The sequence below is a fragment of the Halonatronomonas betaini genome (assembly GCF_015666175.1).
Lineage (GTDB): Bacteria > Bacillota > Halanaerobiia > Halanaerobiales > Halarsenatibacteraceae > Halonatronomonas > Halonatronomonas betaini.
The window spans coordinates 428196-442353 of sequence record NZ_JADPIE010000001.1; the positions used below are offsets into that span (position 1 = coordinate 428196).

Genomic DNA, 14158 nt, shown 5'->3' on the forward strand with positions numbered 1-14158 from the left:
TTATGACAGAATATAATTTTCCTGATGTTTTTATCTTTGGTGCAGCAACTTCTTCTTATCAGATAGAAGGTGCCTGGGATAAAGATGGCAAAGGAGAATCCATCTGGGACCGTTTTTCTCATCAGGAAGGCAATGTCTTAAATGGAGATACAGGTGATCAGGCCTGCGACCATTATAACCGCTTTAAAGAAGATATTGCATTAATGAAAGAATTAAATTTAGATTCATATAGATTTTCTATTTCATGGCCAAGAATCTTTCCGGAAGGCCATGGTAAAGTTAATCAGGCTGGACTTGATTTTTATAAAGAACTGGTAGATGAACTATTAAAAGCAGGGATAGAACCTGCAATCACATTATATCACTGGGATCTTCCCCAGGCTATCCAGGAAGAGGGTGGCTGGGAAAATCGAAAAACAACTGATTATTTCGTGGAATATGCTGAACTACTCTTTTATGAATTAGGGGATAAGGTAAAGAGCTGGATAACTCATAATGAGCCCTGGGTAGCCTCCTTTTTAGGAAATTATTTTGGAGAACATGCTCCTGGGAAAAATGATCTGTCTGCTGCAATTCAGGTTGCTCATAATATAATGCTCTCCCATGGCAAAGTAGTTAAAAAATATAGAGAAATGGACCTCGATGGTGAAATCGGCATTACTCTAGACTTACATGAAATAAATCCAGTAAGCCAATCTAAAAGCGATATTGAAGCAGCCGAATTAGAAGAGGAATTTTCTAATCGCTGGTTCCTTGATCCTATATTTAAAGCAAAATACCCTGATAAACTTATGAATAAATTTAAAGATAATTTTAATTTGGAGTTTATTGATGAAGGGGATATGGAGATTATCAATCAGGAAATAGATTTTCTCGGTATAAATTATTATACCAGGCACGTCATAGAAGCAGATAAATCTAATAATATCTTTGATTATAAGCATGTTAAAATGATAGGTAATCCACATACAGAAATGGGCTGGGAAGTTTATCCAGATGGTCTCTATAATCTTCTAATCAATCTTAAAGAAGAATATACTGATAAGCCCATATATATTACCGAAAATGGTCGTGCCAGTGATGATAAAGTTGATGAATATGGTAGAGTTAATGATAAAGATAGAATAGATTACTATGCCAGCCATCTGAAAGCAGTTGAGCGGGCAATAAAAAGTGGAGTACCAGTAGCAGGATATTATGCCTGGTCATTAATGGATAATTTTGAATGGGCCTGGGGTTATACCCGCCGCTTTGGATTAATATATGTTGATTTTGAAACAAAAAAGAGAATTTTAAAAGATAGCGCTAAATGGTATCGACAACTAATTAAATAAAAATATAGTTTTAAATAATCTCCCTATTTTAAATAATCTCCCTCTATGGACTAATAATTCATTGGGGAGATTATTTTATTATTGACCTCCTCCTTGCCCGACGGTTACCTTGTAGTATCTTTTAACAAATTTCACAAAGTAAAAATCCCCTGAGAAAAGCTAGTGATAAACTTTTTTCAGAGGATTTTTGCATAAAATTTTTGCGTAGATTAAATATTTCATTTGCCAGTTTATTTACCTCAGAACCTAATATTAATTATACTCTCAACTCAAAGCTGGATTCTTCAAAAATATAATCAAATTATAGCTTAATTGCCCTTGATATAAATTTGTGGTAGTCTGCTATTGATTGAATTTAAAATTAAAATAAAAGGCAATATAGTTCGATATATGCGGTATCAAATTATTCAAATAATAACCGCTATATTTTTTAAATTTCTCAGTATAGTTTTCAGAATTAACTATCAATATGGTTTTAGCAAATTGAAAGAATAAGGAGCATTTTAAGTTTTAAGTAAAGTGAGAAGTACTGAGTAGAGAATTTTATAATAATAAACGCAAAAATCCCCGAAAATATAGGCCCCAATAACCTATTATTATCTCGGGGATTTTTATATGGAGATATAAAATATGAAAAAAACAGGTATATCAAGAACATATTATCACAAATCCAAAATAAGTCAATAGCAAAATGAAAATAAGAGCTAAATTTTTATAAAAAAATAAGTTTTTTAATTTGTCGAAAAAAGTAGCCAAACAGGCTTACAGATTGATATATCAATCACAATAACATTTTTACTCTTTTTCTGGTCGATTTGACTTTATTTATACAAGTAATCTATAATGGAATAGTCATAAGAAAATATACCTATTAATGCCAGCATAACAAGGAATTTAGCCGGAAACAACTTTATTATTTTTATTCTAAAAAAAGGAATTATTGCTTTAACCAAGAATTATAGTTTAATAGGATAATTTTATATTTGTTTTAAGAGAGGAAGGTATCTTATGAGCTGGGAACATAATGTCTCTAAAGAACTGGCTGAAAGAATAGTAGGTATATTAAATGAGGTCACCGGAAATAATGTGCAATTCATGGGTAATGGTGGCGAGATTATTGCAACTACTCAACCCAATAGATTAGGAGATATCCATGAAGGGGCTAAAAATGTCCTGACTGGTAAATGGGATGAAGCAGCATTATCTACTGAAGATGCCAAAAAGATGGAAGGTGCTCTGCCAGGTTACACTGGTCCAATAACTTATAATGGAGAACGTGTGGCCTGTATTGGAATTACAGGAGATCCAGAAGAAGTTAAACCACTTCAAAGAATGGCAGGAATAATAGTTGAACAGGAATTAAAGAAAGAGAAGCAACAAAAAGAAAAGCAGAAATTGGCTGATCAGGTCTTTACTGAAATAGAGAATATTTCAGCAAAAGCAGAAGAGTTAACTGCTTCAGGCCAGGAAGTTTCCAGTAGAGCAAAAGATACACAGAATATGGTAGATAAAATAGATGAGAGCCTAACAAATACAGAGGTTATCTACCAGACTATTAATAAGATTGCCAATAAAACTACTATCTTAGGTCTTAATGCTTCAATAGAAGCTGCACGACTTGGTCAGGAAGGGGCAGGATTTTCTGTTGTAGCAAATGAAATTAGAACACTTGCAGATAATTCAAAGGAATCAATAGAAAATATAGATGAAATTTTAAAAGAGATGCGAGTTAAAATGGATCAAATAGTAGAGATAGCAAATGATACTAGCGAGATAACAGAAGAGCAGGCAGTAGCCATAGAAAGCCTTACAGAAAATATTTTAGAGATTCAAGAAGCTATTCAAACCTGGCTTGAAAAATAAACTTTAATAGTAAATTTATAAATTAAAAACCCCCTACCAAATTAATGGTAGGGGGCTTCACGTTTTCTGCTTTATATTTAAAGTATTATATACTTATTTATACAGCAACAACGTTTTCAGCTTGTGGTCCACGGTCGCCTTCTACTACTTCGAACTCAACGTCCTGTCCATCTTCTAGGCTTTTGAAACCGTCAGACTGAATTGCTGAGAAGTGTACGAATACGTCGTCACCAGATTCTCTTTCAATAAAACCGAAACCTTTTTGATCATTAAACCATTTAACTGTACCTGTGTAAATCATTTAAATAAATTCCTCCTATTTCTACATTGGACGATGAAACTAGATTTTGTGTCCAACAAAAATAATTATAGCACAGTTTGAGATGCCTGTCAAATAATTAAAATTTTGTTTTCAATCATTCAGTTGTAAAATTCTAGAATATTTCCACCTCTTTAAAATACACATACCCCCTATTTTTGTGACAATTGTATCTTAATTATAACCTGCAAACATTTTTCAATCGGCTTAAATTACAAAACTGAAGTTTTAAATTTGTTCAAGAGTGTATAGCAGTATCAATTTGCTTTTAAACTTGACATTTATACTCGGTTTATTTATAATTTAACCTGGCAGCAATACAAATACCCTGTATAAATAATATAGATTAATCTACAAGACAAACAATTAAACAGCATAAAAAGCAATACTTAGTATGAAAGGAGATAATTCTAAAATGAAATGTTCGTCTATAAAGAAAAAACTATCTGGTTCTTTTTTAATTTCAATCCTGGTATTATTTGTGGTATTTAATCTAGTAATTTTAGTTGGAGCATCTAGTCTCCAGGCGGAAAATTTTCCCCTGTTGAGAAGAGATAGTGAAGGGTCTCAGGTGGAAAAACTTCAAAGAGAGTTGAGCATGGCTGGATTCAAAATATCTGATGCAACTGGATATTTCGGTTTGCAGACCGAGATTGCTGTAGAACAGTTTCAAAGGCATCAGAATTTAACGGTCGACGGGTTAGCTGGAGAAGAAACGCTTTCAACTTTAAAATTAATCCAGGATGATAAGATAGTCCCGACCCGAGAAGTTGAGGCAGTTTCCTGGTCTGAAGTTGATGAAATTTTCAACAGAACAGATTCAGTAATTGTCACAGATATAGCGAGCGGTCTGAGCCTCAGGGTCAGCAGAATCTATGGTAGTAATCATGCAGATGTAGAACCGATTAATCCTGAAAATGTAGAAGTATTAAGGAAAATTTATGGAGGAGAATGGAGCTGGGAACGGAGGCCTGTGGTAGTTCAAATTCAGGACAGGCTGATAGCAGGATCAATTACAGGTATGCCCCATGGTGAGAATGTAAATGGCCATATCTCTGACAACAATTTTACCGGGCATTTTGACATTCATTTCCAGGGGAGCAGGCGTCATAAAGATAATGCAGAAGATGAACAGCATCAGAATATGATCGAGAAGGCAGCAGAGCAAGAGTGGCCACTTTTCAAGTCCCAGTAAGGATAAATATGAAAATAAAAGAAAATAGCAAAAGATTTAAGGCGCCCTTGCCGGGTGCCTTAATAGCTTATATTATTAATACTCACCCAGGGCGGAAATAATATCTTCAAAACTGGAAAGAATAGCTGAAGCTTCTCAATCGTTTATGAGCCTGCTATTTAACTTTAGACAATAATAATTAAGATCTCAAATAAAAATTATTTTTTAATTGTGCTTAATTAAACATAGCAATATACTTGACATTAATAACACTCTCCAGTATAATAAAAATGCCGGAATGAAATTCATTTTCACTTAGAACATAAAAGGGGAGTAAATTAATGTTTAAACATAAAAAATTTATAATTTTATCATTTATATTAGCTGTACTATTAATTGTTGGGGGGACTAATCAGGCATTTTTTGGTAGCAGTAACGATAATGGACTAACAGTTTATTCTGGTAGATCAGAAAATTTAATTGGACCTTTATTTGAAAGATTTACAGAAAAAACAGGAATTGAAGTTAATGCTAGATATGGTGATACAGCTGAGCTTGCAGCAACTATTTTAGAAGAAGGCCAAAACAGTCCAGCTGACATCTTCTTTGCTCAGGATGCAGGTGCTCTAGGAGCATTAGCTGTAGAAGATAGATTACAGACTATCTCTGAAGAATATTTAGAGCAGGTTGATAGTAGACTAAGATCACCTGAAGGTGACTGGCTGGGTACTTCAGGAAGAGCAAGAGTAGTGGCTTATAATACTAATAATGTTGATGAAGATGAACTGCCTGATAGCATCTGGGGTTTTACTGAGCCAGAATGGGAAGGTCGAATTGGTTGGGCCCCTAGCAATGGTTCTTTTCAAGCTTTTGTAACTGGTTTGAGAGTCCTAGAAGGTGAAGAAAGAGCTAAAGAATGGATAGAAGGAATTTTAGCTAACAATCCATATGAGTATCATAATAATACAAGTACACTTGAAGGTATTAGTCGTGGTGAAGCAGATATAGGTTTTGTTAATCATTATTATTTATTTAGATTTATAGCAGAAGAAGGAGAAGATTTTCCTGTTAGACAGATTTATACTTCCGGGGATGCTGGTTCTATGATTAATATAGCAGGAATTGGAGTTTTAGATGTAGCTAAAGATAATGAAGCAGTAAATAAATTCATTGAATTTATGCTTAGAGAAGAAGCACAGCAATATTTTGTGCAGGAAAATAATGAATATCCAGTTGTAGAGGGGATGGAAGTTGACAATCCATTACTAAAACCTTTAGAAGATATTAATGCTCCTGATTTAGATCTTACTAATATTGAAGATCTTCAGGGAACACTAGAACTACTTTCAGAAGTTGGGGCGTTATAAATAAAGAATATCAACTTAGCCTGATATTATGTTAGAAATGATAAGGAGAGCAGAGAAGACTAACTTTATTCGGTTTTCTCTTCTCTCTTTTATTAAAGTTAAGGGGTATATATATGAAAGCTAATTATTTAAAATTTAAGGATAAAATAAAAGCAGTGAAAAATGGAGAAATAAACTGGCCATTTGTGGCTCCACCCTTTATATTGATTCCAGTAATATTAATTGCTTTAGCTATGTCTTTACCACTTTTTTATTTATTAGTTCGTGTCTGGGGAGCAGAAAATTTTTTCTCGTTACTTTTTCGTGAGAGAACATTCAGTGTATTATTAAATACTTTAGGTTTAGCTGCTGCTGTAACAACAACTACTATTATTATTGCTGTTCCGTTGGCCTGGCTAACAGTTCGCACTAATCTTCCAGGGAGGAAAATCTGGTCTATTTTAACTATGGTTCCCCTTGTGGTACCAACCCTAGTTGGAGGATTCGCCTTTGTAGCAGCCTTTGGCTATGGAGGTATAGTCCATAATTTTTTAACTAGTACTTTTAATATCTCTTATGAACCAGGTATTTATGGATTTTTTGGTGCCTGGGCGGTATTGAGTTTGCTTACCTATCCTTATGTCTTATTATCGGTAAGAGCTGCTTTACGAGGAATGGATCCAGGACAGGAGGAGACAGCTCGCACATTAGGTAAAACTCCATGGCAGGTGTTTTGGAAGATCACTTTACCTAAGCTTCGACCTGCTATTGCATCAGGAGGATTATTAGTGGCTCTTTATACATTAAGTGATTTTGCTGCCGTTTCTTTATTACAATTTAATTCCTTTACCCGGGTAATTTTCTTGCAGTATCGAGGAACCTTTGATCGTACTTACGCAGCAATTTTATCTCTAGTATTGGTAGTTGTTACTATCTTTATAGTTAGTGTTGAGATGAAGACAAGAGGGAAGGCACGCTATCACAGTGTAAGTAGAGGGACTAAGGGAAAAGTGAAGAGAAATAAATTGGGTAAGTGGAAATGGCCTGCTCTGATTTTTTGTTTGCTGGTAGTAACTTTAGCTCTAGTTATTCCAGTCGGAGTCTCAGCTTTCTGGTTAATCCGGGGTTTGCTTCAAGGAGAACCAGCAATGTTACGCTGGGAAGCGGCTTTTAATTCTTTCTATGTTTCATTTATAGCAGCAATAGTAGGAACATTTATTACTCTCCCAGTTGCTATATTATCAGTAAAATATAAAAGTAAATTTAGTAGCTTATTAGAGAAGATAACCTATGCCGGTTATGCATTGCCAGGAATAGTAGTCGCTTTATCCCTTGTATTTTTTGCTTCTAATTACGCTTTTCCATTATATCAAACTTTGCCCCTATTGATTTTTGCTTATGTAATTTTATTTTTACCACAGGCAATGGGTACCTTGCGTAGTTCTTTATTGCAGGTCAGTCCTAATGTCGAAGATGTTGGTTTAACAATGGGTTATTCCAGGTTTAAAATATTAATGTCTGTTACTATTCCTTTAATAAAATCAGGAATTTATACAGGAGCAGCCCTGATTTTTCTGACTACAATGAAAGAACTACCGGCGACCATGTTATTAGCCCCCACTGGTTTTCGGTCGTTAACAACAGAGATTTGGAATGCAACAACAGAGGCATTTTATACCAGAGCAGCAGGACCAGCCTTACTTTTAGTTTTAGTTTCTTCCTTTTCTCTGTGGATACTATTTAATCAGGAAGATAAAAATGCTTAAAATTTATTTATATTATAAAGGGGAGAACTTTTATGATTGTTGAATTAAATAATATTACTAAAATTTATACAGATGCAGAAGTACCGGCGGTTAAAGATGTATCTTTTGGAGTTCAGGATGGAGAAATCTTAACTCTATTAGGCCCTAGCGGCTGTGGCAAGACTACTTTGTTACGGGTAATTGCTGGTCTAGAAAGACCTGATTCTGGAGAAGTTATTATGCAGGGCAAGAGAATGGCAAGTAATAATTGCTGGGTACCACCAGAGGACAGAGGGGTAGGTATGGTTTTCCAGGATTATGCTCTTTTCCCTCATCTAAGTGTCAGAGATAATATAAGCTTTGGGTTAAAGAATAAAAATAAAGCTAAAAATGCTGAGAAAGTTCAGGAGATGATTGAGCTAGTAGGATTAGAAAACCATGCAGATAAAAATCCAGCTGACCTTTCTGGCGGTCAGCAGCAGAGAGTGGCCTTAGCTAGAGCCCTGGTAACTGATCCAATCTTAGTTCTACTTGATGAGCCATTTAGTAATTTAGATATGAATTTACGGGAAAAAATGCGTCGTGAAGTAGTTCGTATTTTAAGAAAAAGTGAAACTCCGGCAGTATTCGTTACCCATGATCAGGAAGAAGCATTATCAATTTCAGACAAAATCGTAGTCATGAATAACGGTCAACTTGAACAAAAAGGTACTCCAAGGGAGATTTATGAATCTCCAATTGCTTGCTTTGTTGCTACTTTTGTAGGCCAATCCAATATTCTACATGGAGTTTTAGGTCCTAAAGGAGAAAATATTGAGACAGATTTGGGTACTTTCACCTATAACTATCAGCATAATAAACAACCAGGAGAAGATGTTATTATTTCAATTCGTCCTGATGGTTTTGAACTGGTAGAAGATGGCCCAATTCAGGGTACAATTAAAGAAATTGCTTATAAAGGTGGAGTTGTTGATTTAATAATTGAACTTACTAATAAAGAATTTTATCAGGATTTGCTAGTTCATATTCATCCTAAATATAGAGTAGAAGTAGGAGATAAAGTTTCTTTTAAACTTTTGCCCCATTTCTTAACTATGATTGGAGAATGTAAACCAGCAATCTAATTAATATAATATAGTTGCAAATAAATTTTATTTTAGGTAAGTTGATTGATACTGCTCATAGATCAAGAAAATCAAGTCTAGTTACATCTTAATCAGAATATTGTCGATAACCAGATTCATTACGTAGTGGTTCAGGAATAATTCCCTCTCACTCATAATATCGAATAGTTTCTATATTAACTCCAAAGATATTTAAGGTTTGATGATGTAAGGAATTAACATAATTCTTTTGTTACAAGCTGTATACTTATTCTTGGAAGATTAAAATTTATAACCAGATTGGTTTTAAGCCAGGAGAGGGGTAATATTTAATGAGTAATTATAGTATGAAGAAGAAAGTGGATCTAAATTACGAAGATGCCTTAGAAAAAGTGAAAGCTGAACTGAAAGAGGAAGGCTTTGGAGTATTATCTGAGATTGACATGAAGCAGACATTTAAAGATAAAATAGGTGAGGACTTTAATAAATATATTATTCTAGGAGCCTGCAATCCTAAATTTGCTTATAAAGCGCTCCAAATGGAAGAAGATATCGGCCTGCTCTTACCCTGTAATGTGGTTGTTTATACTTCTGATTCAGGTGATACTTCAGTAGCTATCATAAATCCAATGGAAGTTATGAACCTGCCTAACAACCAAGAGATAAAGGAACTGGCCAAAGAGATCAAAGAACGTTTGGAGAGAGTTATAAAGAATATGTAGATGAAAATCTAAGCTGAAATTAAAAAATAGCTGATTAAGAAGAGACTGAATAGAAAGTAATAAATCTTGCAAAAGGAGACGGTATAATTCCGTCTCCTTTTTATTTTCAGAGATATTTAATTAAGAATGATTAACTTAACGATATCTAACCAGAGATCTTCCACAGATTCTAAGTTAAGACCAGCTGCCTTAATATTTTCCAGCGTTTTACGATTGATATTGGCACCCCAAATATTTTTAGGGATAAAGTTTGTCAGATCCATAATTGGACCAAGTAAAAATTTCTGGCTCCGCAGATGTTCTAGCATATATACTTTTCCCTCTGGCTTTAATACACGCTTTAATTCCTGCAAGCCCTTAACAGGATCAGGTACCGAGCAGAATACACAGCTTGTCACAATAAAATCGAAATAATCATCAGGGAATTCAAGCTTTTGAATATCCATTTCTATAAACTCAATTTTTCTTGAGGAATCAGCAGCTTTCTCCTTGGCCCTGCTTAGCATTTTTGGACTAAAATCTATTGCGGTATAATGCAGACCTTCAGAGTAATATGAGATATTTTTACCGGTGCCAACACCTGCTTCCAGTAGTTTATCACCTTCTTTTGAATTTTCCTCTATTTTATCCCAGAGCTTTTTCCTCCAGCCCTGGAAAGCTGCCTTTTCCATTATTATTTCAAATTTATCGTAGATCGGAGCGATTCTATCATATCTCTGTTTAGTCTTATTATCATCAGACATTTTATCACCCCATTAATATGTTTTTGCAGAAATTTAGTCTGATTTATTGCTTTGTTATGCTTAAATTATATATTATTCATATGGACAAGTAAAACAATCGTTTAAAATTTGTTGATTTTGCAGGACTATTTCTTTATTTGGTTAATTTAATATTATGAATTGAACGTAGAACGTAACTTCTTTTATTAATGGAGGGTTATCATGAAAAAAATTCTTACATTTACGTTGAATCCAACTATTGACAAAAGCGCAAAAGTTGATAATGTGAGGGCAGAAGCTAAACTTTCCTGTGATACAGTGAGGTATGAACCTGGAGGTGGAGGAATTAATGTTTCTCGTGCAATAAAGAAGCTTGGTGGAAGCTCTTTGCTTGTCTACACCTCAGGTGGTTTTACAGGTAGAAAACTGGACACACTTCTTGCGCAAGAAGAACTTAATCTAAAGTCTATAGAGATTGAAGCTTCCATACGAGAGAATTTTATAGCTTTTGAGAGGGCATCTCAACAACAGTATAGATTTGGTATGCCTGGTCCTGAAATAAGTGATAGTGAATATCATAAGATATTCGATACTTTTAAGAATATAGAAGATTTTCCTGAGTATTTTGTGATAAGTGGAAGTATTCCGGCAAAAACTAATTTTGGAATATATGCAGATTTAGCTGGACTTGCAAAGAAAAGAGGATCAAAAGTAATAGTAGATGTTTCTGGTGCTCCTTTGAAAGAAGTTATGAAAGAGGGAGTTTTTTTAATCAAACCAAATATAGGTGAGTTTCAGGATCTGGTGGGAAAAGAATTTCAATATGAAGAAGAAATAAAGGAACATGCATTTAAATTAATTGAAGGTTCCTGTTGTGAGGCACTTGTTATCTCTATTGGTGCAGGTGGAGCTTTGCTAATTTATCAAGATAAGGCTAAGTTTATGCGTCCACCGACTGTACCTATCAAGAGCAAGGTAGGAGCTGGAGACAGCATGGTTGCCGGCATGGTCTTAAGCCTTTCCCAGGGAAAATCAATTGAAGATGCTTTTATTTATGGTATAGCAGCAGGTTCTGCTGCTGTAATGACACCGGGTACTGAGTTATGCCGGAAAATAGATACTGATAGATTATATCAGGGAATGATTAATAAAAATTAAAAATTTTTTACTGTTTTTAAAATAAAAAAATATAAATATTCAAATTTTTAATTATAGTTGGCTAAATTTAAGTGATTTTTTTAAATAAGTTTTTTAATAATTTAAGATGACATATTCACTGATTTGAATAATAATTAATTAATTTAAATATTTTTAATTTTCTTGCAGGACTTTAGTAATAAATGACGAATAATGAATATAGGTTTGAATTCCAACTTTATCAATCTGCTTACTTTTATATCCATAACAAGACATTATATACATTTCTGCTCGAAATGGTGACTGTTATTATTTAACTAAGCAGTCACAAAGCCAGATAGACTGGCTGCCGAAAGCAGGTTATTATCACCCTATCTGTATTTTAGCAGGTAGAGTTTTATATATTTTAGTTTAATTAACTTTGTTAATAATTTCTTTAATAATAAATATTATTAGGAGGCGATTTTTATATGTTACACATTTAGTTAAAATATTTTGAATATACCAAAAACAAGGGGGGGAACAAAGTGTTTAATAAAAATAAAAAAGATAAAGTAGAAACAAAAGGTCTAAGTTTTTCAGTAAAGTTAATAGTAATGTTCTTGCTTATTAGTCTTATTCCGGTCTTGATCATATCTTATCTGAGTTTAAATAATGCTTCAGATAATTTAGAAGAAGAGATCTTTTTAAAGCTAGAGTCCATACAATCTATTAAACATGAACAGATTAATGATTTTTTTAATGAAAGATTGGCTGATATAGAAGTTTTAAGTACTTCTATGAATGTTTATAGGGCTATGAATAATTTAGTAGAACCTTATCATGATAATGGCTTAAATAGTCGACAATATAATAATGTGGTATCAGAATATGAACAGTATTTTGATAGGTACATAGATCTCTATGGATATTATGATCTCTTTTTAATAGATCCAGATGGTGAAATAATTTATACTGTAGAGGCAGAAAGCGATCTTGGAACAAATTTAGTTGGAGGTAGCTATAACGATACTAATCTAGCTGCAGCTTTTTCCCAGGGACAAAATGAAGTAACATTAGTTGATTATGAATATTACCCTCCTTCAGATGGTCCTGCAAGTTTTATTGCTGCTCCGATCCAGGAAGATGGCGAATTCCTTGGAGTCTTAGCTCTCCAGATATCTGATGAAGCTATTAATAACATAATGTCTGTTGAAGAAGGTATGGGGGAAAGTGGTGAAGTTTATTTAGTTGGTGAAGATTTACTGATGCGTTCAGACTCAAGATTTTCATCAGAAAGCACAATTTTAGAAAGAGAAATAGATACGCTCGCAGCCCGGGAGGCTTTTGCCGGTAATGCAGGGCATCAATTAATTGAAGATTATAGAGGTATAAGTGTGTTAAGTGCCTATGATCCTTTAATGCTTCCAGGTTTTACCTGGGCAATTATTGCAGAGATAGATGAGGCTGAAGCCTTTGCTGCTATAGATGCCCTGCAAAGGATGATTATAATTATTGCAATAGTAGCTGCTTTAATAATAATTATAATTGCATATTTATTCTCCAATCAAATAACAAAACCAATAATAAATGCTGTTAGTTTTTCCAAGGATATTTCTAACGGTAAATTAGGAATAGATGATTTAAGCATTGATAGTAATGATGAAATCGGCGTTTTAGGCAGTTCTTTAAATAAAATGAAAGAAAACTTGAAAGATATGATTCAACAGGTAGCCAAAATAACAGACGAATTATCCTCTTCCAGTGAAGAGTTATCAGCTTCTAGCGAGGAGATGTCAGCATCAGCTCAGGAGATAGGAAAGGCAATTGAAGAAGTGGCATCTGGAGCTGAAGAACAAACTGCCCAGATAGATACAACTTCCAGTAATATAGAAGACCTTAGTGAAAATCTAGATAATGTTAATAAAATGTCAGAAGAGATGAATAAACAGTCAAAAGATGTTATTGATAATATTGGAGTCGGCAACAATTCAGTTGAGAATGCTAAAAGTCAGATAAATTCAGTAAAAGCAAGCTCTCAAGATGTAGTTAATAGTATTAATAATCTTGGAGAACTTTCAAATGAAATTAATGAGATAGTAAGTTTAATTGACGGGATAGCAGCTCAAACCAATTTACTTGCCTTAAACGCTGCAATTGAAGCAGCCCGGGCCGGTGAAGCAGGTAGAGGTTTTAGTGTAGTTGCTGATGAGATTAGAGAACTGGCTGAAGAGACATCCAACGCAACCCAGCAGGTCTCATCATTGATTACTGAAATCCAAAAAGGCGTAGAAGAATCTATTGATAATTCAAGTCAGGCTGAAAAAGCTGTTACAGATAGTGTTGAAGCTATTGAAGTCACTGATGAATCATTTAATAAAATAAAACAGGCCGTTAATTCATTGGAAAGTTTAATAGCAAAAGTTGATAAGGCTTCAAAAGAAATGATTGAGAATAGTGAAAAGGTCAATACTTCAATTCTTGAAGTTGCTGCAGTTAGTGAGCAATCATCAAGTAATGCCCAGGAAGTAGCAGCTTCCAGCGAGGAACAGAGCGCCTCTTCAGAAGAAGTGGTGGCTGCCTCTGAGAGACTTGCTGAAATGGCTCAGGACTTAGCAGAAACAGTCAATAAATTTGAACTGTAAATAAATTAGTTATAGGGGCTGGCATAATTTTCAGCCAGTCTCTATTACTTTTAAATATTCAATTAATAG

11 protein-coding genes are annotated in these 14158 nt (G+C 34.1%); 9 read left to right on the plus strand and 2 right to left on the minus strand.

The window, feature by feature from the left end:
* Positions 1 to 2 precede the first annotated feature (2 nt).
* Together I0Q91_RS02160 and I0Q91_RS02165 are read left to right on the plus strand one after the other, a co-directional pair.
* Positions 3 to 1334: a GH1 family beta-glucosidase gene (locus I0Q91_RS02160; RefSeq protein WP_270452556.1), complete on the plus strand. Its 1332-nt coding sequence runs from the start codon at positions 3 to 5 to the stop codon at positions 1332 to 1334.
* Positions 1335 to 2342: 1008 nt separating this feature from the next.
* Positions 2343 to 3197, plus strand: a complete 855-nt coding sequence (locus I0Q91_RS02165) for a sugar diacid recognition domain-containing protein (RefSeq protein WP_270452557.1) — start codon at positions 2343 to 2345, stop codon at positions 3195 to 3197.
* Between the two features lie 97 nt (positions 3198 to 3294).
* Here I0Q91_RS02165 and I0Q91_RS02170 read toward each other — a convergent pair whose 3' ends face one another.
* Complete coding sequence (locus I0Q91_RS02170; RefSeq protein WP_270452559.1) at positions 3295 to 3498, minus strand: cold shock domain-containing protein; 204 nt, start codon at positions 3496 to 3498, stop codon at positions 3295 to 3297.
* 433 nt (positions 3499 to 3931) lie between these two features.
* On the opposite strand from I0Q91_RS02170, the gene I0Q91_RS02175 reads away from it, so the two are divergent.
* From I0Q91_RS02175 to I0Q91_RS02195, 5 genes are all read left to right on the plus strand, one after another.
* On the plus strand, positions 3932 to 4711 hold the full coding sequence (locus I0Q91_RS02175) for a peptidoglycan-binding domain-containing protein (protein WP_270452560.1): 780 nt from the start codon (positions 3932 to 3934) through the stop codon (positions 4709 to 4711).
* 320 nt (positions 4712 to 5031) lie between these two features.
* Entirely contained in the window at positions 5032 to 6057 is a 1026-nt protein-coding gene (locus tag I0Q91_RS02180; protein WP_270452561.1) for an iron ABC transporter substrate-binding protein, read from the plus strand.
* A gap of 113 nt (positions 6058 to 6170) precedes the next feature.
* Positions 6171 to 7802 carry an ABC transporter permease gene (locus I0Q91_RS02185; protein WP_270452562.1) on the plus strand — a complete coding sequence of 544 codons (1632 nt, stop codon included), beginning with the start codon at positions 6171 to 6173 and terminating at the stop codon, positions 7800 to 7802.
* A gap of 32 nt (positions 7803 to 7834) precedes the next feature.
* Positions 7835 to 8905, plus strand: a complete 1071-nt coding sequence (locus I0Q91_RS02190; protein ID WP_270452563.1) for an ABC transporter ATP-binding protein — start codon at positions 7835 to 7837, stop codon at positions 8903 to 8905.
* Between the two features lie 311 nt (positions 8906 to 9216).
* Complete coding sequence (locus tag I0Q91_RS02195) at positions 9217 to 9606, plus strand: DUF302 domain-containing protein (protein WP_270452564.1); 390 nt, start codon at positions 9217 to 9219, stop codon at positions 9604 to 9606.
* A 116-nt stretch (positions 9607 to 9722) separates the two neighbouring features.
* Here the strand turns inward: I0Q91_RS02195 and I0Q91_RS02200 are convergent, their stop codons facing one another.
* A complete protein-coding gene (locus tag I0Q91_RS02200; protein ID WP_270452565.1) occupies positions 9723 to 10349 on the minus strand; it encodes a class I SAM-dependent methyltransferase in 627 nt (208 codons plus the stop codon).
* Positions 10350 to 10550: 201 nt separating this feature from the next.
* On the opposite strand from I0Q91_RS02200, the gene I0Q91_RS02205 reads away from it, so the two are divergent.
* The gene (locus tag I0Q91_RS02205; protein WP_270452566.1) at positions 10551 to 11486 is read left to right on the plus strand and encodes a 1-phosphofructokinase family hexose kinase; all 936 of its coding nucleotides are present in this window, start codon (positions 10551 to 10553) and stop codon (positions 11484 to 11486) included.
* A 506-nt stretch (positions 11487 to 11992) separates the two neighbouring features.
* The gene (locus I0Q91_RS02210) at positions 11993 to 14089 is read left to right on the plus strand and encodes a methyl-accepting chemotaxis protein (RefSeq protein ID WP_270452568.1); all 2097 of its coding nucleotides are present in this window, start codon (positions 11993 to 11995) and stop codon (positions 14087 to 14089) included.
* Positions 14090 to 14158: the final 69 nt, after the last annotated feature.